Annotated in this window: 25 protein-coding genes; 13 read left to right on the top strand and 12 right to left on the bottom strand. The window is 65.8% G+C overall.

Features of this window, described 5'->3' with window-relative positions:
* Position 1: 1 nt before the first annotated feature.
* From L1892_RS22865 to L1892_RS22835, 7 genes are all read right to left on the bottom strand, one after another.
* Positions 2-1,228, bottom strand: a complete 1,227-nt coding sequence (locus L1892_RS22865) for an MCE family protein (RefSeq protein ID WP_235726080.1) — start codon at positions 1,226-1,228, stop codon at positions 2-4.
* The gene (locus L1892_RS22860) at positions 1,225-2,283 is read right to left on the bottom strand and encodes an MCE family protein (protein WP_235726079.1); all 1,059 of its coding nucleotides are present in this window, start codon (positions 2,281-2,283) and stop codon (positions 1,225-1,227) included. Before L1892_RS22860 ends, L1892_RS22865 begins: the two co-directional genes overlap by 4 nt.
* Positions 2,276-3,454, bottom strand: a complete 1,179-nt coding sequence (locus L1892_RS22855; RefSeq protein ID WP_235726078.1) for an MCE family protein — start codon at positions 3,452-3,454, stop codon at positions 2,276-2,278. The genes L1892_RS22860 and L1892_RS22855 overlap by 8 nt, the downstream gene beginning before the upstream one ends.
* A 13-nt stretch (positions 3,455-3,467) precedes the next feature.
* Entirely contained in the window at positions 3,468-4,319 is an 852-nt protein-coding gene (locus L1892_RS22850; RefSeq protein ID WP_235726077.1) for an MlaE family ABC transporter permease, read from the bottom strand.
* Between the two features lie 3 nt (positions 4,320-4,322).
* Entirely contained in the window at positions 4,323-5,063 is a 741-nt protein-coding gene (locus L1892_RS22845; RefSeq protein ID WP_268900602.1) for an MlaE family ABC transporter permease, read from the bottom strand.
* Positions 5,064-5,178: 115 nt separating this feature from the next.
* A complete protein-coding gene (locus L1892_RS22840; RefSeq protein ID WP_235726075.1) occupies positions 5,179-6,069 on the bottom strand; it encodes a 3-oxoacyl-ACP reductase in 891 nt (296 codons plus the stop codon).
* 95 nt (positions 6,070-6,164) lie between these two features.
* Positions 6,165-6,353, bottom strand: a complete 189-nt coding sequence (locus L1892_RS22835; protein ID WP_235726074.1) for a ferredoxin — start codon at positions 6,351-6,353, stop codon at positions 6,165-6,167.
* 127 nt (positions 6,354-6,480) lie between these two features.
* Here L1892_RS22835 and L1892_RS22830 point away from each other — a divergent pair, with 127 nt between their 5' ends.
* From L1892_RS22830 to L1892_RS22820, 3 genes are read left to right on the top strand one after another with little or no spacing between them, the layout of a single operon-like run.
* Positions 6,481-7,686, top strand: a complete 1,206-nt coding sequence (locus tag L1892_RS22830; protein WP_235726073.1) for an acyl-CoA dehydrogenase family protein — start codon at positions 6,481-6,483, stop codon at positions 7,684-7,686.
* Between the two features lie 29 nt (positions 7,687-7,715).
* Positions 7,716-8,864, top strand: coding sequence for an acyl-CoA dehydrogenase family protein (locus L1892_RS22825; protein ID WP_235726072.1), 1,149 nt, complete (start codon positions 7,716-7,718; stop codon positions 8,862-8,864).
* A complete protein-coding gene (locus L1892_RS22820) occupies positions 8,861-10,378 on the top strand; it encodes a long-chain-fatty-acid--CoA ligase (RefSeq protein WP_235726071.1) in 1,518 nt (505 codons plus the stop codon). The genes L1892_RS22825 and L1892_RS22820 overlap by 4 nt, the downstream gene beginning before the upstream one ends.
* A 90-nt stretch (positions 10,379-10,468) precedes the next feature.
* On the opposite strand, the gene L1892_RS22815 is transcribed toward L1892_RS22820, so the two are convergent.
* The 3 genes from L1892_RS22815 to L1892_RS22805 all read right to left on the bottom strand — a co-directional run bounded on the left by L1892_RS22815 (position 10,469) and on the right by L1892_RS22805 (position 14,169).
* Complete coding sequence (locus L1892_RS22815) at positions 10,469-11,287, bottom strand: DUF1206 domain-containing protein (RefSeq protein WP_235726070.1); 819 nt, start codon at positions 11,285-11,287, stop codon at positions 10,469-10,471.
* Between the two features lie 89 nt (positions 11,288-11,376).
* Complete coding sequence (locus tag L1892_RS22810) at positions 11,377-12,525, bottom strand: NAD(P)H-dependent flavin oxidoreductase (RefSeq protein ID WP_235726069.1); 1,149 nt, start codon at positions 12,523-12,525, stop codon at positions 11,377-11,379.
* Positions 12,526-12,543: 18 nt separating this feature from the next.
* The gene (locus L1892_RS22805) at positions 12,544-14,169 is read right to left on the bottom strand and encodes an acyl-CoA synthetase (protein WP_235726068.1); all 1,626 of its coding nucleotides are present in this window, start codon (positions 14,167-14,169) and stop codon (positions 12,544-12,546) included.
* A gap of 68 nt (positions 14,170-14,237) precedes the next feature.
* On the opposite strand from L1892_RS22805, the gene L1892_RS22800 reads away from it, so the two are divergent.
* From L1892_RS22800 to L1892_RS22785, 4 genes are all read left to right on the top strand, one after another.
* The gene (locus L1892_RS22800; RefSeq protein WP_235726067.1) at positions 14,238-15,059 is read left to right on the top strand and encodes a crotonase/enoyl-CoA hydratase family protein; all 822 of its coding nucleotides are present in this window, start codon (positions 14,238-14,240) and stop codon (positions 15,057-15,059) included.
* An 84-nt stretch (positions 15,060-15,143) separates the two neighbouring features.
* Positions 15,144-15,542: a hypothetical protein gene (locus L1892_RS22795; protein WP_235726066.1), complete on the top strand. Its 399-nt coding sequence runs from the start codon at positions 15,144-15,146 to the stop codon at positions 15,540-15,542.
* Positions 15,539-16,093: a DUF2243 domain-containing protein gene (locus L1892_RS22790; RefSeq protein WP_235726065.1), complete on the top strand. Its 555-nt coding sequence runs from the start codon at positions 15,539-15,541 to the stop codon at positions 16,091-16,093. The genes L1892_RS22795 and L1892_RS22790 overlap by 4 nt, the downstream gene beginning before the upstream one ends.
* Positions 16,090-16,932 carry a cytochrome c oxidase assembly protein gene (locus L1892_RS22785; RefSeq protein WP_235726064.1) on the top strand — a complete coding sequence of 281 codons (843 nt, stop codon included), beginning with the start codon at positions 16,090-16,092 and terminating at the stop codon, positions 16,930-16,932. Before L1892_RS22790 ends, L1892_RS22785 begins: the two co-directional genes overlap by 4 nt.
* Here the strand turns inward: L1892_RS22785 and L1892_RS22780 are convergent.
* Positions 16,839-18,254 carry a cytochrome P450 gene (locus L1892_RS22780; RefSeq protein WP_235726063.1) on the bottom strand — a complete coding sequence of 472 codons (1,416 nt, stop codon included), beginning with the start codon at positions 18,252-18,254 and terminating at the stop codon, positions 16,839-16,841. The genes L1892_RS22785 and L1892_RS22780 overlap by 94 nt on opposite strands.
* A 105-nt stretch (positions 18,255-18,359) precedes the next feature.
* Here L1892_RS22780 and L1892_RS22775 point away from each other — a divergent pair, with 105 nt between their 5' ends.
* The 3 genes from L1892_RS22775 (at position 18,360) to L1892_RS22765 (ending at position 21,102) form a co-directional block, all read left to right on the top strand.
* Entirely contained in the window at positions 18,360-18,797 is a 438-nt protein-coding gene (locus L1892_RS22775; protein ID WP_235726062.1) for a PaaI family thioesterase, read from the top strand.
* A complete protein-coding gene (locus L1892_RS22770) occupies positions 18,769-19,380 on the top strand; it encodes a TetR/AcrR family transcriptional regulator (RefSeq protein WP_235726061.1) in 612 nt (203 codons plus the stop codon). Before L1892_RS22775 ends, L1892_RS22770 begins: the two co-directional genes overlap by 29 nt.
* Before the next feature lie 126 nt (positions 19,381-19,506).
* Positions 19,507-21,102 (top strand): HNH endonuclease signature motif containing protein, encoded by a 1,596-nt coding sequence (locus tag L1892_RS22765; RefSeq protein ID WP_235726060.1) that lies wholly within the window; start codon positions 19,507-19,509, stop codon positions 21,100-21,102.
* 89 nt (positions 21,103-21,191) lie between these two features.
* Here L1892_RS22765 and L1892_RS22760 read toward each other — a convergent pair whose 3' ends face one another.
* Positions 21,192-22,229 carry an LLM class F420-dependent oxidoreductase gene (locus L1892_RS22760; protein ID WP_235726059.1) on the bottom strand — a complete coding sequence of 346 codons (1,038 nt, stop codon included), beginning with the start codon at positions 22,227-22,229 and terminating at the stop codon, positions 21,192-21,194.
* A 69-nt stretch (positions 22,230-22,298) separates the two neighbouring features.
* Here L1892_RS22760 and L1892_RS22755 point away from each other — a divergent pair, with 69 nt between their 5' ends.
* The 3 genes from L1892_RS22755 to L1892_RS22745 are packed head-to-tail and all read left to right on the top strand — an operon-like array spanning position 22,299 to position 25,592.
* Entirely contained in the window at positions 22,299-23,333 is a 1,035-nt protein-coding gene (locus L1892_RS22755; protein WP_235726058.1) for a Zn-ribbon domain-containing OB-fold protein, read from the top strand.
* Between the two features lie 46 nt (positions 23,334-23,379).
* Positions 23,380-24,414 (top strand): thiolase family protein, encoded by a 1,035-nt coding sequence (locus L1892_RS22750; protein ID WP_235726057.1) that lies wholly within the window; start codon positions 23,380-23,382, stop codon positions 24,412-24,414.
* The gene (locus tag L1892_RS22745; protein WP_235726056.1) at positions 24,414-25,592 is read left to right on the top strand and encodes a thiolase family protein; all 1,179 of its coding nucleotides are present in this window, start codon (positions 24,414-24,416) and stop codon (positions 25,590-25,592) included. The genes L1892_RS22750 and L1892_RS22745 overlap by 1 nt, the downstream gene beginning before the upstream one ends.
* Positions 25,593-25,804: the final 212 nt, after the last annotated feature.

Raw genomic sequence — 25,804 nt, 5'->3', positions numbered from 1 at the left:
GCTAGCCTCCTGATCTCGAACTCGTCGGCGGTGGTGTCGGATAGGTCGCGGGCGGGGGCTTGGGCGATTCTGGCCGACTGCCGGCCGGTGGCGCTTCGCTCCAGGCGTTCGGCAGCAGCGGGAATCCGCTGTAGCTGAATGCCTTCGCTGCCTCCGGGTACTTCTGTTGCAGCACCTTGAGGAAGGTCGCGGTGTAGTCGCCGAAGGTTGATACACCCACCAGAGAGTCGAAGTTCGGACCGTTGGCGACGGCTTCGCCCAGCGCGTTCGCGTACGGTCCGAGCCGGTCGATGGTCTCGCGCAGGCTCTGCTCGTTGTCGTTCAGGATGTCGAGCACACCGTCGAGTTTCTCCAGCGTGGGCGTCAGCTGTTCGTTGTTGTCGGCGATGAATCCGCTGATCTGCGCGGACACGTCACGGGCGCCGGTGATCAGCTCGGCGATCGCCGCACGACGCATCTGCAGCTCGCCGAGCAACGAATTCGTGTCCACCAGAAGCGAGTTGATCTGTTGGTTGCGGTCGCCGAGGATCTTCGTCACGCCATTGGCCTTGGCGAGCAGTTCGCGCAGGGTGTTATCGCGGTCGGCGATCGCCTTCGACAACCGCCCCACTCCGTCGACCGCGTCCTGCACCTGGTCGGGGGTCTCGGCGAACGCCGCCGACACTGTGGTCAGCGCCTCGTTGAGTTGGTCGGTGTCGGTCTCCGACAGCGTGGTGGTGGCGTCGTCGAGGGCATCGGTGAGCGAATAGGGTGCGACGGTGTTGCCGTTCGGGATTTCTCCACCGGGTTCGATCCGGCCGGTACCGTGCGGCAGGATGGTCAGATTCCGCCGACCGAGCACCGTCTCGGTCTTGATGGCCGCCTGCGTCTCGGTGCCCAGGACCACGGTGTCGTTCAGCCGGAACGTCACCGCCGCCTTGGTGCCGTCGTCGGTCGGAGCGAGTTCGATGTTCTGCACGGTGCCGACGTTGACGCCCGCGACCGTCACGATGTCACCGGTGACCAGGCCGCCGGCGTCGTCGAAATAGGCGGTGTAGGAACTGATCGGGCGGAGATAGGGCAGGTTGTCCATCTGCATCGCGACCACCACGACGAGAGTGGTCACCACCACGCCGATGACGCCGATACCGGCGCGGCTGCGTCCGCCACGTTTGGCCTCGCGGGAGACCTCGGCCTCCGTCGACTCGCTGCGCTGGCTGCTGAAGAGCCTGCCGAACGGTCCGGTCATTGCGCCGCGCACCTCCCGCCTGCCTTGGTCGTGTCACCCATCACGTCGTTGGACGTGAAGAAGTACTGTTTGCCGCCGGGACCGGTGAGCAGCAACCGGATTCGGCAGAAGTAGATTTGCAACCAGGCGCCGTAGGAGCCCAGGTTGGACAGCATCTTGTAGTCGTTGGGCAACCGCGGGATCAGCGACCGCAGATACGGTTCGGCGTTGAGCAGTTCCTGCGATGTGCTGCCGGTGTTGGCGACCATCTGCTGGAGGTCGGGCCGGGTGGTCTGCAGCAGGTCGGCCAGACCGTTGGTCACCTTCGACGTCTGGGTCAGCGAGTTCCCGATGACCCCACGCTGTTCGGCGAGCCCCGAGGCCAACTGCTGCAGTTGATCGATACTGCTGTCGAGGCCGGTCCGGTCACCGTCGAGGGTGCTCAGGGTGGTGTTGAGGTTGTCGATGACCTGATCGATCAATTGGTCGCGGTCGGCGAGCGCGCCGGTGAACGACGCGGTGTCGGCCAGCAACTTGTTCAACGCCGGGCCCTGCCCCTGGAACACCGCCACGATCGAGGCCGACAACTCGTTGACCTCATCCGGATCGAGCGTGCGGAACAACGGTTTGAAACCGCCGAGGAGTTTGTCGAGATCCAACGCCGGCTCGGTCTGATCGACCGGGATCTGATCACCGGGCGACAGGTACTCACCGGCGGACCCACTGCCCTGTTCGAGCTCCAGATACCGGTCGCCGGTGAGGTTCTCGTAGCGGATCAGCGCGCGCACCGACGACGGGAGTCGGTACTCGCGGTCCACCGAGAACTCGACCTCGGCATCGTTGTCGCGGGTCAGTGACACCCCCGACACCTGGCCGACCTCCACCCCGGCGATCTTGACCTTGCTGCCGGATTTCATCGCCGAGGCACTGGTGAACACTGCCCGGTAGTCGTCGGACTTGCCGGACCGATAGTTGCTGAAGACCACCACGAGCCCGACGAACACCAGGACCATGACGATGGCGAACGCACCGAGCTTGATGACGGTCGCGCGAAACGCGCGCGCACGATTATCCACGCCCTGGCTCCCCGAACAGCAGTTGGAACAATTTCTCGCGGTTGGCTTTCGGTTTGGTCCGGGGCTGATACGGCACCGGCGCGTTGTCGGTCACATAGAAGTCGGAGTGCACCTTGGTGGTCGGGTCGCTCAAGCCGCCCGCACACGTCGGCGGACCCGCCGCATCGACGCGGGGCAGACTCTCCGGGTAGGTGTAGGGCTCCTTGCCGGGCAACAGACCGGCGTACAGCAACAGGTTGCCGTTCTTGCCGCCGAAGTAGGGCTTGGCCAGGTCCGCCGACACCGCCGACGTGGTCAGAAAACACTCGATACCCGGTGACTGATAGCCCAACAGTTGCGACACCGGGTCCAGGTTGGTGAGTGCGGAGATCAGCGTCTGCTTCGACGGCGCGAGTTCGCCGTTGATTGTGTCGGCCATCCCGGTCGCGTTGATGAGCAGTGCATCGAGATTGGCGGAGTTGGCGACCAGGGTGTTGCCCAGGTAGGTCACGTTGTCGACGGTGCGCATCAGGTCGGGCATCGCGTCGGCGTACACATTGGTGGTGGCCGCGGTCTGCCGGATCAGCTCGTTGAGTTCGGGTAGCTCTTTGTTGGTCTTGGCCAGCAGGTTCGACAGCTGCTCGAGCGCCGCCCCCACCTCGTCGCCGTGCCCGGCCAATGCGGTGTTGACCGCACCGACAACGGAGTTGAGCTTCTCCGGCTGCAGCTCGGCGAGCACGTTCACCAGCTGTTGGTACACGGTGTTGAGTTCCACCACGACGTGGTCGGCGGTGATGGTCTGATCGGGTTGGAGCCGACCACTCGGCCCCGACTCCGGCACCACCAGATTGACCGCCTTGGCACCGAACACCGTGTTGGACTTGATGTCGGCACCAACATTGCCCGGAATCTGGCTCATCTGGTCGGAGTCGATGCTCAGCGTCAGGACGGCCTCGTCCCCGCCGGTGTCGATCTCCTCGACTCGGCCGACGGGCACCCCACGCAACCGGACCTTGGCGTCGGGGCTCATCACCAGTCCCGCCCGCGGCGCCTGCACGGTCACCGTCTGCGTGGAGCCGAACCAGCCGAGGAACTGTCCCGAGGCGGCCGCGATGATCGCGACGAGTCCGCCGACCATGATGACTGCGGCGGTACGCCGAACACCTCTGCTGCGCTCTTGTCGTCGTGCCATGTCTGTTCCGGCCCTATCCCGCCAGGTTGAACTTGCCGTCGACGCCGTAGATGGCGAGCGAGGTGAGCAGGGTGATCACCACGACCACGACCAACGATGCCCGCACGGCGTTGCCGACGGCCACGCCCACACCCACCGGGCCGCCCGAGGCGTTGTAGCCGTAGTAGGTGTGGATCAGCATCACCGCGACCGCCATACAGATCGCCTGCACGAACGACCACAGGATGTCCGACGGGATCAGGAAGGTGTTGAAGTAGTGGTCGTAGACGCCGGGCGACTGCCCGTAGAGGAACACCGTCGCAAACCGGCTGGCCAGGAACGAGGCCAGCGAGGCCAGTGAGTACAGCGGGATGATCGCGATGAGGCCGGCAACGATCCGAGTGCTGACCAGGTATGGGATGGACGAGATCGCCATCGTCTCCAGCGCGTCGATCTCTTCACTGACCCGCATCGCGCCGAGTTGCGCGGTCGCGCCGGCGCCGATGGTGGCGGCCAGGGCGATACCGGCGATCACCGGCACCGCGATGCGGACGTTGATGAACGCGGAGAAGAAGCCGGTGAGCGCCTCGACGCCGATGTTGGCCAACGAGCTGTAACCCTGCACCGCGATGGTGCCGCCGGTGAACAGCGTCAGGAAGCCGACCACCACCACGGTGCCGCCGATCATCGCCAGCGCGCCGGTACCCATGGAGATCTCGGCGATCAGCCGTAGCGTCTCCTTCTTGTAGTGCTTGAGGGCACGCGGGATGGCGATGATGCTGTCCCAGTAGAACAGCGCCTGATCGCCGATCTGGTCCCAGTCCTCGCCGGCGCGTTTGACCGCGACCCGGGCGCTGCGCAGGCGGGTGGTGAACGGAAGAACCATCGCTCAGCCCGCCGTCGCCTTGAGACCGACCGCGGTGACCACCACGTTCACCACGAACAGCGCCATGAACGAATAAACGACGGTCTCGTTGACCGCATCGCCGACACCTTTGGCGCCGCCTTTGACGTTGAGCCCCTGGTAGCAGCCGACCATCCCGGCGAACAGGCCGAACAATGCGGCCTTGACCATGGAGATCATCAGTTCGCCGAAGCCCGTGAGCAACGTCAGGTTCGCGATGAACGCACCCGGGTTCACGTCCTGCAGGAACACCGAGAACATGAATCCGCCGCCGATGCCGATGGTGCAGACCAGGCTGTTGAGCAGGATCGCGACGCCGGTCGAGGCGATGATGCGCGGGACGACGAGTCGGTGGATCGGGTTGATGCCGAGCACCTTCATCGCGTCGATCTCTTCACGGATGGTGCGCGCGCCGAGGTCGGCGCAGATCGCAGTGGCACCCGCACCAGCGACGATGAGCACGGTGACGATCGGTCCGATCTGGGTGATGGTGCCCAAGGCGGCACCCGCCCCGGACAGGTCCTGGGCGCCGATCTCGCGCAAGAGGATGTTCAGCGTGAAACTGACGAGCACCGTGAACGGGATGGCGACCAGCAGCGTCGGCACCATGGAGACCCGCGCGATGGCCCACGACTGTTCGACGGTCTCACGCCACTGGAATGGACGACGAAGCAGCTCCCGAGACGATTCCACCCCCAGCGCGACGAAGTCTCCAACGCCTGCCATGGGCGTCGCGAGCTTCTCGAACACCAACACTCCTAACCCCCCGGGTTGCTACCCGCCGAAAGTGCCCGCCCCGTCGAACACCGCGAACCTATCACGCACTGCGCGAGATAATTGGTCAGTCGACCAGTTCACTCGCAGAGAACGACCGTGCCGCGTCTCGACCGGAAAAGTAGCTGGTCAGAGTCTTGGTCAGGTCGGCGTCATCCCACGCATCACCGACCGCGCTGAAGGTCTCCTCGACCGTCGGGGCGGCCATCAACATCACCTTGCCGCCATAGACGACGAAGACCTGCCCGCTGATGTTGGCGGCGTCGGGCCCGGCCAGATATTTCACCAAGGTGACGACGTGCTCGGGTCCGAGTGGGTCGACCCCGTCGGCCGGGGCGTCACCGAACACATCCGACGTCATCGACGTCCGGGCGCGCGGGCAGATGGCGTTGGCCATGACCCCGTAACGAGCCAGCGCCCGCGAGGCGGAGACGGTCAGCGCGATGATGCCGGACTTGGCGGCGGCGTAGTTCGCCTGCCCGCCCGGGCCGAGCAGACCGGCCTCGGATGCGGTGTTGATCAGCCGACCGTAGACCGGCGCACCGGACGCCTTGGAGGCGCTGCGCCAGTGGCTTGCGGCATTGCGGTTGAGCAGGAAATGCCCCCGGAGGTGCACCCGGATCACCAGGTCCCACTCGTCGTCGGTCATGTTGAAGAGCATCTTGTCGCGGGTGATGCCCGCATTGCTCATCACGATGTCGAGACCGCCGAGGTCACCGGTGGCGGTGCGCATGATCTCGGTGGCGGTGGCCGAGTCGGCGATGTCACCGGCCACCGGGACCGCACGCCCACCGGCGGAGCCGATCACGTCGATCACGTCGCTGACGTCCAGCGACGCGGCGAGATCGTTGACGATCACCGTCGCCCCCTCGGCGGCGAGGCCGATGGCCTCCGCACGCCCGAGTCCGCCACCGGCACCCGTCACCACCGCCACACGTCCGTCCAACGACCGGCTCACGCCTCACCCTTTCCCAAAGGATTCAAAAACTAGAACCTGTTCTAGCACGAACGCGCGGCAACCGGAACCGGTTGGTCAGAATTGCCCAGCCGGACTCACTCGAGCGACAGCGCAGACTTGGGGCAGCTGGCCACCACCTGGCGCATCTCCTCCTCACGCTCGGGTGTGACATCTTCCTTGAGAATCACCAGGTAGTCGTTGTCGTCGAGGTCGAAGACGTCCGGCGCCATACCCACACACACGGCGTTGGACTCGCACAGGTCGAAATCTGCCTTGATTCGCATACCGAACTCCTTCTCCCGACTCTTCGTCTGGTTGACGGGTTGTGATCTACAGGTTAGAACGTGTTTCAGAAGTTGGCGAGCATGTGCCCGCCGCCACACGGCTGTCCACTATGACACGGAGACCCCGATGCGTATCGCCTACACCGATCAACAGGCCGACCTCCGCCGGGAGCTCCGGTCATATTTTGCCGGATTGATGACCGACGAACGCCGCGCCGCGCTCAGCGGGGGCGACGGCGGTGAACTCGGTGAGGGCGACGCCTATCGCGACGTGGTCGCCCAGATGGGCGCCGACGGCTGGCTCGCGCTGGGATGGCCCACCGAGTACGGCGGTCAGAACCGCTCGATGATGGATCAGTTGATCTTCACCGACGAGGCGGCGATCGCCGGCGCGCCGGTACCCTTCCTGACCATCAACTCGGTGGCACCCACGATCATGCATTACGGCACCGAAGAGCAGAAGTCGTTCTTTCTCCCCAAGATCGCCGCAGGTCAGCTGCACTTCTCCATCGGCTATTCCGAACCAGGCGCGGGCACCGACCTCGCCGCGCTGCGCACCACCGCGATCCGGGATGGCGACGACTACGTCATCAACGGACAGAAGATGTGGACGAGTCTGGTCCCCTACGCCGACTACATCTGGCTGGCCTGCCGCACCGATCCCACCACCCTGGAGCCCGGCGGCAAGAAGCACAAGGGCATCTCGATGATCATCGTGCCCACCACCGCCGACGGTTTCGACTACACCCCGGTGCACACGATGGCCGGTGTCGACACCAGCGCCACCTATTACTCCGATGTCCGCGTGCCGGTCACTGCCCGCGTCGGCGAGGAAGGCGGCGGCTGGTCGCTGGTCACCAACCAGCTCAATCACGAACGTGTCGCGTTGTGTAGCGCCGCCCCGATCCAGACCGCGCTGCGCGAGACCATCGACTGGGCCCAGCACACCAAGACCGGCGACGGCCAGCGGGTCATCGACGCACCGTGGGTGCAGGCCAACCTCGCGCGGGTGCACGCCAAGGTCGAGTTCTTGAAGCTGATCAACTGGAAGATCGCTTCCATCGCCGCCTCCGGCGGGTCGCCGAGTCCCGCCGACGCGTCGGCGACCAAGGTGTTCGGCACCGAGTTCGCCACCGAGGCCTATCGACTGCTGATGGAGGTGGTCGGGCCCGCGGCCACCCTGCGTCAGGGGTCCGCGGGCGCTCACCTCAACGGCCGCCTCGAACGCTTCCAGCGCACCTCGCTCATCCTCACCTTCGGCGGCGGCACCAACGAGATCCAGCGCGACATCATCGGGATGCTCGCCCTGGGCCTCCCCGCCGCTCGGCGCTGAACTCACCCTCCCGAAAGAAGGCCCCCACCATGGACTTCACCTACCCCGAGACCGCCGACGACGTCCGCGGACTCACTCGCGACATCGTCACCACGATCAGCACCCCCGAACGGGTCGCCACGCTGGAGGAATCCGGCGCCCCGGTCGACGCCGAGCTCTGGCGCGAGCTCGGCGCGGCCGGGTTGCTCGGCCTCGAGGTCGCATCCTCGCTGGCGGGCGAACGCGGCGGCGACCTGAGCGCCATCGAGAACACCGTCGTCGCCGAGGAACTCGGCCGCGCGATCGCGCAGGTGCCTTTCGCCGCGCACGCCTGCGCCGCCCTACCGGTGGCTGCCAACCGCGGCTCTCGGGCGCTGCGTGATTCGGTGATCGGCCCGGCAGCCGGTGGCGAACAGATCCTCACGGTTGCCTTCGAGGAGGATCTCGGCGTCGACGTGGCCGCACCCACGGCCACCGCGGTGGTCGACGACGCACGCATCACGATCACCGGCACCAAGATCAACGTGCCCTACGCCGAGGCCGCGCACGTCTTCGTGGTCAACGCGGCCGGGCCCGACGGACCGCTGGCGGTGCTTGTGCCCCGCGAGACAGCCGGTGTCACCGTCCGCGCCGAGTCGTCCACCGGCAAGATCCCCACCGGTCAGGTCGACTTCACCGAAGCAGTCGTCGACACCGCATGGGTACTCGAGGGTGGGGTGGCCGCCGTACGTGATGTCGCCGAACGCCTGACCTTGGCCGTCTGCGCCGAACAGTCCGGCATCATCTCCCGCGCCCTGGAACTCACCGCCGAATACGCCCGGGAACGCGAACAATTCGGTCGCGCGATCGGCTCGTTCCAGGCAGTCGCCCAGCGGCTCGCCGACGGCTACATCGATGCCCAAGGGTTGTCGCTGACCACCATCCAGGCGGCGTGGATGCTCGCCAACTTCCATTCCGACGCCCCCACCGGCAGCGAGACCGATCTGCGTACCGCCATCTCGACCGCCAAGTTCTGGGCCGCCGAAGCCGGACATCGGATCGCGCACACCACCGTGCACGTGCATGGCGGCGTCGGCCTGGATACCAGCCATCCGGTACATCGGTACTTCCTACGCGCCAAGCAGAACGAGTTCACCCTCGGTTCGGCACCGGTGGTGCTTGCCGCGATCGGCGCCGACCTGGCCGCCACCCCGGCGTGACCCTCGCCGACCTGCTCCACGCGGTCGACGACGTCGACGACCGCGGCCTGCACCACGACGACGGGTTCATGTCCTGGCGAGACCATGTCGCCGCATCACGGTCGTGGGGAACTGCGGTGCGCGAGTTGTTGCCGCACGACGCACCCCCGCACGTCGGGGTATTGATGGAGAACACCCCCGAGTTCAGTGTTCTCCTCGGCGCCGCCGCGCTGGGTTCCTTCGTACTGGTAGGTCTCAACACGACTCGCCGCGGCGAGTCCCTGGCCGCCGACATCGCTCGTGCCGACTGCCAGATCGTGGTGACCGACAGCGCAAGCCGCCACCTCCTCGACGGCGTCGACGTGGGGATCCCGGTCATCGACGACCCGCACCGCCGGTTCGGCGGAGAGGCCAACCGCCGGGTTGACCCAGGCGACGTCGAGACCCCCGCACCCGACGACATGATGATGCTCATCTTCACATCCGGGACAACCGGCGATCCAAAGGCCGTTCGGTGCACCCAGCGGAAGTTCGCCGAGAGTGGCCGAATGCTCGCCGACCGTTTCGACATCGGCCGAGACGATGTCATCTATCTGTCGATGCCGATGTTCCACTCCAATGCCGTCATCGCGGGGTGGTCGGTGGCGTTGGCCGGCGGCGCATCCGTCGCACTCCGAGACCGCTTCTCCGCGAGCGGTTTCCTTCCCGACGTGCGACGGTACGGAGTGACCTTTGCCAACTATGTCGGCAAGCCACTGAACTACATCTTGAGCACCCCGGAACGAGCGGACGACGCCGACAACACGCTTCGCATCATGTACGGCAACGAGGCATCAGCAGCCGACCGCGCCTGCTTCGCCGACCGATTCGGATGTCGGGTCGTCGACGGATTCGGCTCCACCGAGGGTGGAGTCGCCATCACCCGCACGCCCGACACTCCCCCGGACGCGTTGGGTCCGCTGCGGGCGCCGACCGCCGTCGTCGACCCAGAATCCGGCGATCCGGTACCCGTCGGCGAGGTCGGTGAGATCGTGAATTCCTCGGGCCCAGGCCTGTTCAGCGGCTATTACAACGATCCGGACGCATCCGCCGACCGGATGCGCGGCGGCGTCTATCACACCGGAGACCTCGCCTGGGTCGATGAAGCCGGCTACCTACACTTCGCCGGGCGGCTCGGCGACTGGCTGCGCGTCGACGGCGAGAACCTGGGCACCGGACCGATCGAACGAATCCTACTGAGGCATCCGATGGTTCGTCAGGTAGCGGTATACGGCGTGGCGGTGGAGATCGGCGACGAGATCGAGGCGGTGCTGGTGGTCGACCGGAGCCTCGACGCCGACGAATTCACCGACTTCCTGAGCCGCCAGAGCGATCTCGGACCCAAACAGTGGCCGCACCGCGTGCGCCTGACCCGCGAACTACCGGACACGGCCACCTTCAAGACGGTCAAACGTCAACTCCGGGAATCAGCCGGCCCGCCCACCTGGGTTCGACATGGCGGGAGGTACGCGGTCACCGCTGACGCCTCGCCGTAGGACGACGAAATCTCTGCGGCGCCACAGTGTCGGCACCGCAATGATTGCCGCCGCTGCTCGCTGAACCTGCAGCCGGATACAGCGTGACCATCACATCCGCGCCCAACGCGACATCACGAAGCAATACACCCCGTACGCGGCCAGGCCAACGGCGGCGAGGATCAACAGGATCTGGCCCGCGGGCAGGCCCGCCAGGGTCTTGATCGCCGCATCGATGCCGGCAGCCTTCGACGGATCGGCCCGGAGTGCTGCGACGATCACCAGTATTCCCGCGCCGGCGATCACCGCCCCCTTGGCCGTGTACCCGATGACCCCCGTCGTCGTCACCGCGGTTCCACCACCACGACGGAGATCGTCGAGGAAGTTCTTCGTGACTCCCTTGTAGATGAAGTATGCGCCCACGCCGATGACAATCAGGCCGACGATCACCAGGACCACCTTGCCACCGGTGTGCTGCATCAGTCGTGCGCTCATGCCCGCATTTTGCTGCCCACTGGACTGCCCGCCGCCCGTCGCGAAGTTGATCGCCGACCATGCCAGGCCCAGGTACAGGACGAACAGCGCCAGCGCCTTTCCGCGGTCGAACCACTCGCTCAGACCGCCGTCCGACGAATCCGGGTCGTTGGCCTTGCCACCGAGGATCGCCTCGGCCAGTCGCCACAATGCCAGCGCGGCAAAGGCCACCGCAGCCACCCAGAGCACCACCTGCCCGCCGGGCTCACCTGCGAAGACCGCCAACGCCCCAGATTGGTCGGCGCTGCCGCCTCCACCGAAGGCGATGCGCATCACGATGTAGGCGATGAGCAGGTGAAGCAGACCGGTCACGAGGTAACCGGCGCGCGCTGCCCGCTCGAACCACGGGCTGTCGGTGACGCGGTCGACGGTCTGCTTGGCCTGATGGTGGGTCATCGGTGTCCGTTTCGCTCGGGGTGAGGCTTATCGGCCTTCGGTTGCACAACGCTACAGATAGCCGATCCACCCACGGACGAAACGGACGTTCAGCTCACCGGCGTCGACAACGTCGTGTTCATTCGCGCCACCGCCTGCTCATACTCGGTAACCAGATCCTCGATGAGTGCGGCGACCGGGGTGATCTCGTTGCAACGTCCCACGATCTGACCGGCCGGCATCGCCACCACCTCCGGATCGTCGGCGGCCGAGATCCGCGCGTGCGCCTCGCTGACGAGCAGATTCTGCAAGGGCATGGGCAGCGCGTCCGGCGCGCCGTCGGCGTCCCAGGCGTCTGTCCACTTCGTCTTCAGCAACCTGGCGGGTTTGCCGGAGTAGATGCGGCGACGCACGGTATCCCGCGACGTCGCCTTCAGCAGCGCCTTCTGCACCGTCGACGGCCCGTCAGCGTCCGGGGCCATGCCGAGCTTGTATTCGGCGGCGGTCAGCCAGTAGGTGCCCATCCACACGCCTTGCGCGCCCAACGCGATCGCCGCGGCGATCTGCCGGCCACTACCGACACCGCCGGCAGCCAGCACCGGCGCCGCGTCACCCAACGCGTCAACGAGTTCGGGCCAGAGAATCATCGAGGTGACCTCGCCTGTGTGGCCACCGCCTTCATAGCCCTGGGCGATCACGATGTCGACCCCGGCCTCCACATGGTGCAGCGCGTGTTCCTTCGCCCCCGCGAGCGCCGCGACGAGCAGGCCGTTGTCATGGGATGTCGCGATGACGTCTTCCGGCGGGGACCCCAGGGCGTTGGCGATCAGCTTGATCTGCCCGTACTTTCGCGTGTGCTCCATCGCGACGTCCACGTGGGATCGCGCGACGGAATGTAGCCAGCCGAGCACACCGGCGTTGACCCGTTCGCCGTTGGGCAGCGGTGGCACACCGAGGTCATCGAGGGTGCGTTCCACGAACGCCTTGTGCTCGGGCGGGATCATCGAGTCCAGGTCCACCTGGCTGCCCTCGGTGGGAATTTTCGCGGGCATCACGATGTCCACACCGAAGGGTTTTCCGTCGGTGTTCTCGTGCATCCACTCGAGGACCTCGTCGAGCTCGTCGGCCTCATTGAATCGCACACACCCCAGCACGCCCATGCCGCCGGCGCGGCTGATGGCGGCGGCCACATGCTGGCTCGGGGTGAAGCCGAATATGGGGTAGTCGATGCCGAAACGTTCGGCGAGTTCGGTACGCATGTCAGCTCATCTCCGGCGCTACAGCGCCTCGTCGGCGGAACGTTCGGTGGTGACACGGACACCCCACCGGTAGTCGGGTTTACCTGCGGGCGAGCGCTTGATCTGATCGACGAACCAGACGCTGCGCGGACACTTGTAGCCGGCGAGTTCTTTGCGAACGACGTCGTTGAGTTCAGCAAGTGAAGGACGCGCGCCGTCTCGGGTGGCGATCACCGCCGCGACCCGCTGTCCCCAGCGATCGTCGGCGACTCCCACGACGACGGTGTCGAATACGTCGTGATGAGCTTTGAGTGCCCCCTCGACCTCTTCGGGGAACACCTTCTCGCCGCCGGTGTTGATGGACACCGAACCGCGCCCGAGCATGGTGATGGTGCCGTCCGCCTCCAGCTGAGCGTTGTCGCCCGGCAGCGAATACCGAATCCCGTTGAATTCCTTGAAAGTCTTGGCCGACTTCTCCGGATCGTTGTGGTAGCGCAGCGGCACGTGCCCGGACCTGGCCAACACACCCACCTCACCGCTGCCGGCCTCCACCGGAGTGCCGTCCTCGCGCAGCACATGGGTCTCGCTGTCCGCCTTCACGCGTGGTCCACCGCTGTGTGGCGCGCCCTTGGCCACCACACTCAGACCTCCGAAACCCGTTTCCGACGACCCGATCGCGTCGACGATCACCGCATTGGGGAACCGGTCGACGAATTGATCCTTGATGGTCGGCGAGAACAGGCATGCCGACGACGCGATGGATACAACTGAGGACAGATCGTGTTCGTCCTTTTCCGCCAACGCCTCGATCATCGGCCGACCCATCGCGTCGCCGGTGATGAAGATGACGTTCACGCCGTGACGTTCGACGATGTCCCAGGCGGCGCTGCCGCTGAACTCCGGGTACACCACCGCTTTTCCGCCTGCGAACAGTGATTGGAAGATGGCCCACTGCGACCCGCCGTGGATGAACGGCGGGATCGGGTAGCGCACCAGCTGCCCGCCCGCAGCGCCGTCCTGCGCGAGCTTCCACTCATCGGCCACGGGTTCACTGGTGTACCAGTCGATCCCGCCTCCGAGGACCCGCCACACGTCTTCTTGCCGCCACACCACACCCTTGGGCTTTCCGGTGGTGCCACCGGTGTAGAGCATGTACAGGTCGTCGTTGGTGCGCTTCTCGAAGTCGCGCTCGGTCGACGACTCCGCGATCGCATCGTCGTAGGGGATGGTGTCCTCGTAACCGCTGCAACTCAACGAAGCATCGCTGCCGTCGTCAATCGCGATCCGATGCTCGATCGACGGACAATTCGGCAACGTGTTGCACACCCGCTCGCAGAACTGTCGCTCGTGGATGAGGACCTTCATCCCGGAGTCGGTAAAGATGTGTTCGAGCTCGGCCTCGACGTAGCGGTAGTTCACGTTCACCATGACCGCGCGGGCCTTGAAGATCGCGACCATCGACTCGACCGCCTCGATGGTGTTACGGCTGTACAGACCCACTCGGTCGCCGGGTTGCACGCCGAGCTCGCGGAGTTTGTGGGCCAACGCATTGGAGCGCGCCTCCAAATCTGCGTATGTGCGAGTGCGGTCGCCGGATTCCAGGGCGATGCGCTCGGGCATCAAATCGACGGCATGCTCGATGAGGTCGGCAATCGTGTAGGCCATGGCTCAAAATTAGAACGTGTTATCGTTTTGAGCAAGCAGCAATCCGCACCGATTCGCGAGGAACGACGATGACCACAGTTGCCGGTTCGCAAGCCGCCACCGACCACGCTCCCGACTGCCTCGTCGAGAAGCGCGGCCACGTCCTGATCGTGACCATGAACCGTCCGCAGGCACGGAACGCACTGTCGGCGGAGATGATGCGGATCATGGTCGAGGCCTGGGATCAGGTCGACGACGACCCCGACATCCGCGTGGCGATCCTGACCGGCGCCGGTGGCGCATTCTGCGCCGGCATGGACCTCAAGGCGATGAACAAGAACTCCCCCGGGGACACCGCCGATCAGGGCACCTGGAACCCGGCGAGCCTGCCCGCATTGCTGAAGGGACGGCGCCTCACCAAGCCGCTGATCGCCGCGGTCGAGGGCCCGGCCATAGCCGGCGGTACCGAGATCCTGCAGGGCACCGACATTCGGGTGGCCGGCGAGAGCGCGAAGTTCGGTGTGGCCGAAGCCCGATGGGGGCTGTTCCCGCTCGGCGGCAGCGCGGTGCGACTGCCTCGGCAGATCCCGTACACCATCGCCGCCGACCTGTTGCTGACCGGACGCCACATCACCGCAGCCGAGGCCAAGGAGTACGGCCTCATCGGTTACACGGTTCCCGACGGATCGGCTCTGGACAAGGCGCTCGAGATCGCCGAGGCCATCACCGCCAACGGCCCGCTCGCCGTACAGGCAATCCTCAAAACCATGCGTGACACCGAGGGCATGCACGAACTCGACGCCTTCGAGATCGAATCCAAGCTGGGCATCTCGGTGTTCAAGAGCAAAGACGCCAAGGTCGGTCCCCGCGCGTTCGCCAACAAGGAGAAGCCGGTCTTCACCGGGGAATGACCGCGGTCGAGCCGCCGGCGTCGGCATGGTTGGCGCCATGCCGGTTCGGGTATCCCCCTCATCGCAGCGATGAGAGGAGTACCGATGGCAGCAGAACACGACCAACCGCACATTCCCGACCCGGCCGATTCGGTGAACCCCGAACTCGCCTCCGCGGTCGACGCCGAGGATCTCGATGAGGACCGGCTGCAGCTCGACCCGCTCGAGGAGGGCATGGATCCTCCCGAGGGCTGGTCAGCCGCCGACCGCACCGGGGTCACCGCCCGCGAGCAGCGCGAAGGCGAAACGCTGGATGAGCGCCTCGCCGAGGAGGAACCCGACTTCGGCGATACACCCGAGGCGGGCGCTGTGGCCGAAGACGAGCGACAGCCAGACGGCACCGACGATCGTCGCACCACCACGAGTGGCGGGCAGTCAGCCGACGAGGCGGGCGGATCGGTCGCGGCCGCACAGCGCACACCGGGATTCGACGAGGAAACATGACCCGCGGCGACCCGGAAGCCGGCCCGGCAGCGCACGAGCAATCGACACGCAGCCTTGCCCTACCCGGCGTGGTCCTCGGCGTCGGTCTCGGTGGATTCGTCGACGGCATCCTGCTGCACCAACTCTTGCAGTGGCACCACATGCTGACCGGTACCGACGACGATCGGCTCGGTGTGGACTACTACTCGGCAGACACCGTGCACGGGTTGCAGATCAACACGGTGTGGGACGGGCTGTTCCACACGTTCACCTGGCTCGCCGTGCTCATCGGCCTGGCATTGCTCTACAGCCGGGTCACCGACGCCCGCCGCCGGCTGTGGACGTCACGGGCACTGTGGGGTTGGGTCCTGGTCGGCTGGGGCATGTTCAACCTGGTCGAGGGAGTCATCGACCACCACATCCTGCGGATTCACCATGTCCGCAGCGGTGATCACCAACTGCTGTGGGATCTCGGGTTCCTGGTCCTGGGCGCGCTACTCGTTGTCGGCGGATGGTTACTGCAACGCACCGCTCGACCGGTTCCTGGCGTCGACTCACTCGCAGGACAATGAACACGCTGGCACATGGCGCCGAGACCGCAGTTCCCACCGGCACCATCGCTGTCCTGGTGCTGGCGGCATTTGCCGGGACCACGTATGTTCTCGCTGCGCGGCGGCGCCACAGTGAGAACCGCGGCTGGGATCATCGGCGCACGGTCGGATTTCTGACCGGGTTGGCCTTACTGCTGGTCGCCGCCCGGCCGGCGACATCCGATGGGTTCGCCGACCACATGCTCGGCCACCTGCTCATCGGAATGTTTGCCCCGCTGGCGCTGGTGTTGTCTGCACCGTTGACCTTGCTGCTGCGATCTGTGCCGCCGTCGGTGGGCGCCGCGATCACTCGACTGTTCCGCTCCACACCGGCGCGTGTGATGACTCATCCGATCGTGTTGCTGACAGCCAACATCGGAGGTCTCGCGGCGCTGTACTTCACCGGCCTCTTCGGTCTCTCAGAGCGGAACAACCTCGTACATTCCGCGATCCACGTGCATTTCTTCGTGGTCGGATACCTGTTCGCCTGGATGATCGCCGGACCCGACCCCGGGCCACACCGGCCCGGCGTGCGGACCCGGCTCGTGGTACTCGGTGTGGCCATCTTCGGACACGCCGTGATCGCACAGCTGCTCTACGCGGGATGGTTTGTCGCGATCGACGCCCCGGCCGCAGAGATCCGTGCCGGTGGCACGCTCATGTACTACTGGGGTGACATCGCCGAGATCCTGCTCGCACTGGCGCTTCTGGTGACCTGGCGGCCGGATCACCGCAGCAGGGCGGGCGCACGTCGCGGCACGAGATCGAGTTCGAACCCCTTGGGCACCATGGTGAGCCGCTCGTCCACCGCGAGTTCGTAATCGGGGTCACCGGAGAGGTCGTATCGATGCAGGATGCGCGCGAGCACCAGTACCGATTCATGCAGCGCGAACTGGCGGCCGATACAGGCCCGCAACCCGGCACCGAACGGTTTGTAACTGTGCGCGGGACGCTTCTTGACGTTGGCCGGGAGGAATCGATCCGGGTCGTAGACATCCGGATCGTCCCAGACGGACGGATCTCGGTGAACGAAGCCGAGCACGATGATCGCCCAGTCCTGCGGCCGCATCCGGTAGGCGTCGGCCAGCATGGTCTCGCCCCGCGGGCTGCGGGCGAAGGCCGGCACCGTCGGCCAAATGCGCAGTGCCTCATCCAGACATCGGCGTATGTAGCGAAACTTCGGAATCTGCTCGAAGGTCGGCACCGCGTCCGAGTCGTCACCGAGGATCTCGTCGGCCTCCTCTTGCGCCTTCGCCAGGCAATGCGGGTTCCGCGACAGGTAGTACAGCGTGAATGACAGCGCACCCGAGGTGGTTTCGTGGCCGGCCACCAGGAAAGTCAGAATCTGATATCGAATGTTCAACGGTGACAGTCGCTCCTCGCTCTCCGGGTGAGAGGTGTTGAGCATGATGCCGAGCAGATCGTGATCGTCGGAAGATGCCGAACGTTCGGCGATGAGGTCGTCGAGCATCTCATCTACATACGCCTGCTGGCCCGCGTTGCGCCGATCGATGAGCCTGCCGAGCAGCGCGCCTCCGGGCGCCGTCAGCAGACCACCCTTGCGACGCCCGGTTTCCAACGCTCGGATCATGGCGCCGACAAACGGATGCGGTTGCTGACTGGTGAAGGACCCGAAGTCGTGGCTGAACGCCGCACGACTCAACGTTTCCATGGTCAGTTTCGTCATCGACTGCGTGACGTCCACCGGTCCGGCCTGCCGTTCCCAGAACGCGAACAGTTCATCGGCGGTGGCCAGCATGATCGGGTGATACGACTGCATTGCCGACTTGGTGAACGCGGGCATCAGCAGTTCGTGTGCCAGTTGCCAGTTGGGTTCGTCGTTCTCGGCGGTGAACAGCCCGTCGCCGGCGTATTGCCGCAGGGCAGTGATCGCCGGTGGCAGCGCCTTGCAGAACCGCGTCTCATCGCAGAGCTCGGCGGCGAGCTCTGCACTAGACACGAACACGAAGTTCTGCCGAAAGATCCGCATCTCGAAGATGGGGCCGAGGTCGGCGCCCCACGCAAGCAAATCCAGGATGGGGTGTCTGGGGCTCGAGACTCCCAGGTCACCGATGAGCGGTTTGCGACGGCCGGCGTGCGGAAAGATCTGCCCCGACCAGTCATTCTTCAGCGTCCTGACCACAGTTCGACCCTGCTACCGGCACACGGGCATGTCAATCCATCCACGGATGGATTCTGCTCGAGCGCACCCTTGACACGCGCGATAATGGAGAGAAGTCTCTGATAAATGATGGACCTGGATCTGGCACGTACAGTGCTTGACGCCCAGCCGTTCAGTCGCATGCTCGGCGCACGCCTGACTCACATCGGCGACGATGGCGTCACACTGGCAGTCGACGTCCGCGACGATCTGCGTCAGCAGTACGGCTACATCCACGGCGGGGTGCTGAGCTACCTCGCCGACAATGCACTGACCTACGCCGCCGCGCTCGCTCTCGGTCCGGACATCGTCACCAGCGGCTTCTCGATCGAGTACCTCTCCCCCGCCCGCGGCGGGCGTGAACTGGTCGCCCACGCGACCCTGGTCCACGCGGGCCGAACGAAAGCCGTCGCCCGGTGCGATATCAGCGTCATCGACGACGACGGCACCAGGCGCGTGGTCGCCGCCGCGCAGGGCACGAGCATGGTCCGGGGCCGTGGGTCGCAAACCGCAGTTCAGCGCTGACGAGATCCTCGACGCCGCACTCGAACTCGTGGTCGAGGGCGGCCCGGCGGTGGCAACCGCGTCCGCCGTCGCCCGCCGGGTCGGCGCACCGTCGGGGTCGGTGTACCACCGTTTCGCCAGCCGCGACGAGTTGATGGCCCGGCTGTGGCTGCGCTCCATCGCGCAATACCAGGAGGGCATCGTCACCGCCTTGAGCCTCGACGATGTCACCGAGGCCGCCCAGGCCACGGTCGCGCACTGTTTCGATTGGACGGCCGCGCATCCCGGCGAGTCCGCACTGTTGCTGCAATACGACAAACAGGACCTGCTGCGCTCCTGGCCCGATACACTCGCCGCCGAACTCCGGACGCATAATCACCACACACGCGAAGTCGTGCGAGCATACGCTCGACGACGATTCGGCTCATCCGATGCCGAGGTGATGGATCGGGTCACGTTCGCACTCGTCGACCTGCCCTACGCGGCCGTACGACGACATCTCCCCGACCGTGGCCGGCCTGCAGAGTGGTTGCGCGACTTCACTCTACGGTCCGCCGAGGCGATCCTGGCCGAAGTTCCCACGAGGATCACGGACTCTTCGTAACGCGAGGTCGGGTGTGACTCCACGACCCTCCGCACTGTCGCCGACGTAGCGGGAAATTGACAGTTGCAGGCATCAAAGTTTGGGGCTACTCTCGAAGATACGTTCGAACGACAGTCGGGGGATTCAGTGTCGGGCACGGATCAGGTCAGTGAGGTGCAGCAGCTGTATGCGCAGTTGCATGACCTGCTCGACCGTATCGATGCCGTCGACACCACCCCTGCCATGGATGACGCGGTGTTGGATGTGGCCGAACAACACGAGCGTGCCCATCGTCGGATGAGTCTGATCGGGCACCGCCGGATGATGGACTGCAACGACCGCGGCGTGCCCGGACAACTCGGCTACCGCCACATCGGCGAAATGATGGCCCACCATCTGCGTATCCCCGATCACCGCCGCCGCATGCGACACATGCGGGCCCTGACCGAATTCCGTTCCCTACAAGGTGAACTCACCCCACCCCGCTATGCAGCGTTGGCCGCGGTGGTCGCCGACGGCGCGGCCACCCCCGCCCACGTCGATGCCGTGCTGAAAGTGGTGAAGAAGATTCCCCGCTCGGTGCCACTCGACGTTGCCGAGAAGGCCGAGGCGATGTTGGCCGAGTTCGCCCGCACGCTGACACCGAAACAGATCCTGAAGGCCGGCGCCGAGCTATTGGGTCGGATCGACCCCGACGGCACCTTGGCCGATGAACGTGACCGTGCCCGGCGTCGTTCGGTACTCATCGGTGATCAAGACGACCAATCGATGAGCGAGATCGACGGTGCGCTCACCCCGAAAGCACGTGCCATGCTGGATGTGATTCTGGCGAAGATGGCCGCTCCGGGAATGAACAACCCCGACGACGACCAGTCGCCGCAGGGCGCGAACACCGACGCCGACATCGAGGCGCTGAAAGAGGCTGCCGGCCGCGACCATCGCTCCACCGGACAACACAACCACGACGCCCTCGAGGCCCTGTTCAAGCTGGTCCTCGACGGTGGGGTACTCGGCAAGAGCCACCGCGGTCTGCCGCCACACATCATCGTCAAGGTCAACGAAACCGATCTGCGGGATCGTGCCGGGTTCGGGCACACCGCGACCGGCACCCAACTACCCATCGCCGACATCATCGAAATGGCCGCCGAGGCGCAATTCCACCTCGCCGTATTCACAGACCACACAGCACAGCCGCTGTATCTGGGCACCGCCAAACGCTTCGCCAACCAGGCGCAACGATTGATGCACTTCGCCCAAGACGGCGGCGGCGGATGCTCCAAACCAGGCTGCTCACATCCGAGCGCGATCGTCGAAATACATCACGCCGACAAAGATTGGGCCGACGGCGGCACCACCGACATCGACACCACCGCACCGGCCTGCCCACCACACAACCGGATGGTCGGCCCCAACCCCGGACAATGGACCACCCGCATCATCCGCCACGGCCGCGACGCCGGCCGCGCCGGATGGTCACTGAACCCACTCGACGGCAAACCGCCCGCATCACCCCAGGTCAACCGCATCCACGAAGTCGGCGAACTCTTCGAACACTACCTACGGGCCGGCACGATCAGCGAGGACCCACAACCCGCCGAAACCAAACCACCGGCTGCGGACGCGGCGGTTCGGCGCAAGCCGATCTCCCCGGCACGACTCGCCGCACGTACTCGACGACGAAAGCGCAAGCTGCGTCGAACAAGTCACCAGGCCCAACAACGATCGCTGGCCCGGGTGCGGTAGGTCGCGTGGTCCTCGCGCGCCCGCCGATCAACCGCGCGTGAAACTGCACGCGCGGGTGATCGCTGGGCGCGCGAGAATATTGCCGCCGGTCACACCAGCGTCGCCAATTGACGGATCGTCTCCACGTCGCGCGCGGTCACCATCAACATGCTCACGCCTGCGGCCTCCCACTGCTTGATCTGAGCACGCACCTCATCGGCGGTGCCGGCGATCATCGTCTCGCGCACCATCTCGTCGGGGACCGCAGCCATCGCCTCGGCCTTGCGGCCCTCGCGGAACAGCGCGCCGATCTCGTCGACCGCGTCGCCGTAGCCCATCCGCCGATACAGCTCGGCGTGAAAGTTCTTCTCCTTCGCGCCCATTCCACCGACGTAGAGTGCCGTCGACGGTCGGTACCGCTCCACGGCTTCTGCGATGTCATCGGTGATCACCACCTGCACCGTCGCCGCTACCTCGAAGTCGTCACGAGTGCGTCGGGCACCCGGACGCGCGAATCCTTCGGCCAGCCACGCCTCGTACTGATCGGCCAGACGCAGACTGTAGAAGATCGCGAGCCACCCGTCGGCGATCTCCGCGGTCTGCGCCACGTTTTTCGGCCCCTCGGCGCCGAGCCAGATCGGGATGTCGGCTCGCAAAGGATGAGTGATCGGCTTGAGTGACTTGCCGAGTCCCGTCGAACCGGGCGCATCGGGCGGGTACGGCAACGAATAATGCGGGCCCGCGTTGGACACCTTGCCCTCACGGGCGAGTACGTCCCGGACCACCTGGACGTACTCGCGAGTGCGCGCCAGCGGCTTGCCGAACGGTTGCCCGTACCAGCCCTCGACCACCTGCGGCCCGGACACACCGAGACCGATGATGTGGCGGCCACCGGAGAGATGGTCGAGGGTGAGCGCCGCCATCGCCAGCGACGTCGGCGGCCGCGCGGACAATTGCGACACGGCTGTGCCGAGCCGGATCCGGTCGGTCGCCGCACCCCACCAGGCCAGCGGGGTATAGGTGTCCGACCCCCACGACTCGGCGGTGAACACCGCGTCGAATCCAGCCTCCTCGGCAGCCGCGATGAGCTCCGGAGCATTGTCGATGGGGCCGGCACCCCAGTATCCGAGCTGCAGTCCGAGCTTCACGTGGGCATCCTCCGCGGGTCTGTGACGTGCATCTTGTGCCTCAATACTAGAACGTGTTCTACTCGATGGGTGAGCACCAGCACAACTGCACCCCGCCCTGCCCCGGCGAGTCCGGTCGCCGAGGTCCCCGCGCCACAGTCGGAGATCCTGTCGGCACCGCTGAAGAACTCCTTCGACTACACACGGTCGCTCGGACCCGTCCTGAGCCAGTTCGCCCTCGCCCTCCGCGACGGCCGCATCATCGGATCGAAGAGCAGCGACGGCACGGTATCGGTGCCGCCTCGTGAGTTCGACCCGATCGGCGGCGCGAAGACCACCGAGCTGGTAGACGTCGCCTCGGTGGGCACCGTGCTCACCTGGTCGTGGCAGCCGCAGCCGCTCACGCCGCAACCCCTCGACAAGCCCTTCGCGTGGGCGCTGATCACCCTCGACGGTGCGGACACCGCGATGTTGCATGCGGTGGCGGTCGATTCGCCCGCCGACATCTCCACCGGTCTGCGGGTACATGCCGTCTGGAAGGCGGCCCGCATCGGCCGCATCGACGACATCGCCCACTTCGTGCCCGGTGACACCGCCGCGGCGGCACCGGCGAACGAGGCCGACAACTCCGACGACGAACTCATCGTCATGCCGACCCCCATCAGCACCGAGATCGTCCACTCGGCCACCGAGGAGGAGTCCTGGTATCTCGAAGGTCTCAAGGCCGGCAAGCTCTACGGGTCGCGGATCGGGTCCGGCGTCGACGCCGGGCGCGTCTACTTCCCACCGAAGGCGGTCAGCCCGTCCGACGGTTCGGCTGCGGTGGAGCGAGTCGAGTTGGCCGACACCGGCATCGTGACGACCTTCTGCATCGTCAACGTCCCGTTCCAGGGGCAGCGCATCAAGCCGCCGTATGTGGCCGCGTACGTCCTGCTCGACGGCACCGACATCCCGTTCCTGCACCTGATCCTCGACTGCGAGGCCGCCGACGTGCGGATGGGCATGCGGGTGCAGGCGGTCTGGCAGCCCGAGGAGGAACGTGAACTGTCCATGGGCAGCATCAGCCACTTCCGGCCCACCGGTGAACCCGACGCCGACTATGAGTCGTATCGCGAGTTCCTCTGAGCGACAGCATGTCTATGACCGGACCACTTCCATCAAGGAGTCTGCAATGACCCTCCCCCGGATTGCGATCGTCGGGTTCGCGCACAGCCCGAACATCGTCGGGACGCACGGCACCACCAACGGTGTCGAGATGTTGATCCCGTGCTTCAACAAGCTCTACGCCGACCTCGGCATCTCCCGCACCGACATCGAATTCTGGTGCAGCGGCTCGTCCGACTATCTTGCCGGCCGCGCATTCTCGTTCATCTCGGCCATCGACTCGATCGGCGCCATGCCGCCGATCCACGAGTCCCACGTGGAGATGGACGGCGCCTGGGCGTTGTACGAAGCGTGGGTGAAGATCGCCACCGGAGAGGTCGACCTCGCCCTGGCCTACGGTTTCGGCAAGTCCACCGCCGGCAACATGGATCAGACCCTCGCCCTGCAGCTCGACCCGTACACCGTCGGGCCGCTGTGGCCCGACGCCCGTTCGCTGGGCGCCCTGCAGGCCCGCGCCGGGATCGACGCCGGCACCTGGTCCGAAGAGGACATGGCGGCGGTGGCCGCGCGCACCTCCGGAGCGTCGGTCGACGAACTCATGAGCTCCGAGTATGTCGCCGATCCGCTACGAGCACACGACATTGCGCCCTACACTGATGCCGCCGCGGCGGTGATCATCGCCAGCGAGCGCAAGGCGAAAGAGCTCGTCGCCAACCCCGCCTTCGTCACCGGCTGGGATCATCGCATCGACACACCCAACTTCGGTGCACGGGATTTGACGATCTCGCCGTCGACGAAACTCGCCGGCGACACCGCGTTCGGCGATCGCAACCGTGCGGTCGACGTAGCCGAGATCAACGCGTCATTCACCCATCAGGAGCTGATCGTGCGCAACGCACTCGACCTCCCGGAGTCCGTGCGGATCAACCCGTCCGGCGGTTCACTGGCGGGCAATTCGCTGTTCTCCGCCGGACTACAGCGGGTTGGCTACGCCGCCCACGAGATCCTCACCGGTAACGCGGGTACCGCGCTGGCCCATGCATCGAGCGGCCCGCTGTTGCAGCAGAACATGGTGGTCACCCTGGCAGGAGACGAGAACTGATGGCACACAACAATCGCGCAGCAGTCCTGGGCACCGGCCAGACCAAGTACGTCGCCAAGCGTCACGACGTCACGATGGCCGGCATGTGCCGGGAGGCCATCGACGCCGCCCTGGCCGATGCCCAGGTATCCATCGACGATGTCGACGCCATCGTGATCGGCAAGGCGCCCGACCTGTTCGAGGGGTCGATGATGCCGGAACTGGCGATGGCCGAGGCCCTCGGCGCGGTCGGCAAGCGGATGATCCGCGTGCACACCGCCGGATCGGTCGGCGGATCGACCGCCAACGTCGCCGCGTCGCTGGTCTTCGCGGGGGTACACAAGCGTGTGCTGGCGGTCGCCTGGGAGAAGCAGTCGGAGTCGAATGCCATGTGGGCGTTGTCGATTCCGGTGCCCTTCACCAAACCCGTCGGTGCCGGCGCGGGCGGCTTCTTCGCACCGCACGTGCGTGCCTACATCCGGCAGTCCGGCGCCCCCGAGCACATCGGCGCGATGGTGGCCGCCAAGGACCGGCGCAACGGCTCACTCAACCCGCTGGCCCATCTGCAGCAATCCGACCTCACCGTCGAGAAGGTGATGGGTAGTCAGATGTTGTGGGACCCGATCCGCTACGACGAGACCTGCCCGTCGTCGGACGGCGCCTGCGCGGTGGTGATCGGCGCCGAGGACGTGGCCGACGCCGCGGTGGCAGCCGGCAACCCGGTTGCGTGGATTCACGCCACCGCGATGCGCACCGAACCGTTGTCGTTCGCCCACCGCAACGTCGTGAGCCCGCAGGCCAGCCGCGATGCGGCGGCCGCTCTGTGGAAGGCCGGAGGTATCGACAACCCGGTCGAAGAGATTGATGCCGCCGAGGTGTACGTGCCGTTCTCGTGGTTCGAACCGATGTGGTTGGAGAGCCTCGGGTTCGCGGCCGAAGGGGAGGGTTGGAAGCTCACCGAGGCCGGCGAGACCGAGATCGGTGGCCGCATCCCGCTCAATGCGTCCGGCGGCGTGCTCTCGTCGAATCCGATCGGCGCATCGGGCATGATCCGCTTCGCCGAGGCCGCCATCCAGGTGATGGGCAAGGCCGGCGACCATCAGGTCCCCGACGCCCGCAAGGCCCTCGGTCACGCCTACGGCGGTGGCTCGCAGTACTTCTCGATGTGGCTGGTGGGCGCCTCCAAGCCCACGCACTGACTCCGCAACCCCACCTCCCGAACGCGCCCAGCACGGAGGCCGACAGAACCCAAAAATTCGCCGAGAGAACCCTCATTTTCGTCGACGGCATCGGCGGATTCAACCGGTCGCTGCAACAGGATCGGACGGGTCTGATCGTAGTAGCTCGTCGAGTTTGGCGGCGGGCGTGAGCCAGCCGTGTCGTTTGCGGGGTCGGGCGTTGAGTTCTGCGG

Source organism: Gordonia tangerina (assembly GCF_021556435.1).
Taxonomy (GTDB): domain Bacteria; phylum Actinomycetota; class Actinomycetes; order Mycobacteriales; family Mycobacteriaceae; genus Gordonia; species Gordonia tangerina.
The sequence above is the reverse complement of the archived record's forward strand: the minus strand, read 5'-3'. Positions and strand labels throughout refer to the sequence as shown.

Excerpts from the sequence above, each read along its gene's own strand:
- L1892_RS22865 (WP_235726080.1), bottom strand. The coding sequence starts at position 1,228 with ATGACCGGACCGTTCGGCAGGCTCTTCAGCAGCCAGCGCAGCGAGTCG.
- L1892_RS22805 (WP_235726068.1), bottom strand. The coding sequence starts at position 14,169 with ATGGCCTACACGATTGCCGACCTCATCGAGCATGCCGTCGATTTGATG.
- L1892_RS22845 (WP_268900602.1), bottom strand. The coding sequence starts at position 5,063 with ATGGCAGGCGTTGGAGACTTCGTCGCGCTGGGGGTGGAATCGTCTCGG.
- L1892_RS22830 (WP_235726073.1), top strand. The coding sequence starts at position 6,481 with ATGCGTATCGCCTACACCGATCAACAGGCCGACCTCCGCCGGGAGCTC.
- L1892_RS22775 (WP_235726062.1), top strand. The coding sequence starts at position 18,360 with ATGATGGACCTGGATCTGGCACGTACAGTGCTTGACGCCCAGCCGTTC.
- L1892_RS22790 (WP_235726065.1), top strand. The coding sequence starts at position 15,539 with ATGACCCGCGGCGACCCGGAAGCCGGCCCGGCAGCGCACGAGCAATCG.
- L1892_RS22855 (WP_235726078.1), bottom strand. The coding sequence starts at position 3,454 with ATGGCACGACGACAAGAGCGCAGCAGAGGTGTTCGGCGTACCGCCGCA.
- L1892_RS22835 (WP_235726074.1), bottom strand. The coding sequence starts at position 6,353 with ATGCGAATCAAGGCAGATTTCGACCTGTGCGAGTCCAACGCCGTGTGT.
- L1892_RS22785 (WP_235726064.1), top strand. The coding sequence starts at position 16,090 with ATGAACACGCTGGCACATGGCGCCGAGACCGCAGTTCCCACCGGCACC.
- L1892_RS22750 (WP_235726057.1), top strand. The coding sequence starts at position 23,380 with ATGACCCTCCCCCGGATTGCGATCGTCGGGTTCGCGCACAGCCCGAAC.
- L1892_RS22745 (WP_235726056.1), top strand. The coding sequence starts at position 24,414 with ATGGCACACAACAATCGCGCAGCAGTCCTGGGCACCGGCCAGACCAAG.
- L1892_RS22825 (WP_235726072.1), top strand. The coding sequence starts at position 7,716 with ATGGACTTCACCTACCCCGAGACCGCCGACGACGTCCGCGGACTCACT.
- L1892_RS22800 (WP_235726067.1), top strand. The coding sequence starts at position 14,238 with ATGACCACAGTTGCCGGTTCGCAAGCCGCCACCGACCACGCTCCCGAC.
- L1892_RS22850 (WP_235726077.1), bottom strand. The coding sequence starts at position 4,319 with ATGGTTCTTCCGTTCACCACCCGCCTGCGCAGCGCCCGGGTCGCGGTC.
- L1892_RS22815 (WP_235726070.1), bottom strand. The coding sequence starts at position 11,287 with ATGACCCACCATCAGGCCAAGCAGACCGTCGACCGCGTCACCGACAGC.
- L1892_RS22795 (WP_235726066.1), top strand. The coding sequence starts at position 15,144 with ATGGCAGCAGAACACGACCAACCGCACATTCCCGACCCGGCCGATTCG.
- L1892_RS22810 (WP_235726069.1), bottom strand. The coding sequence starts at position 12,525 with ATGCGTACCGAACTCGCCGAACGTTTCGGCATCGACTACCCCATATTC.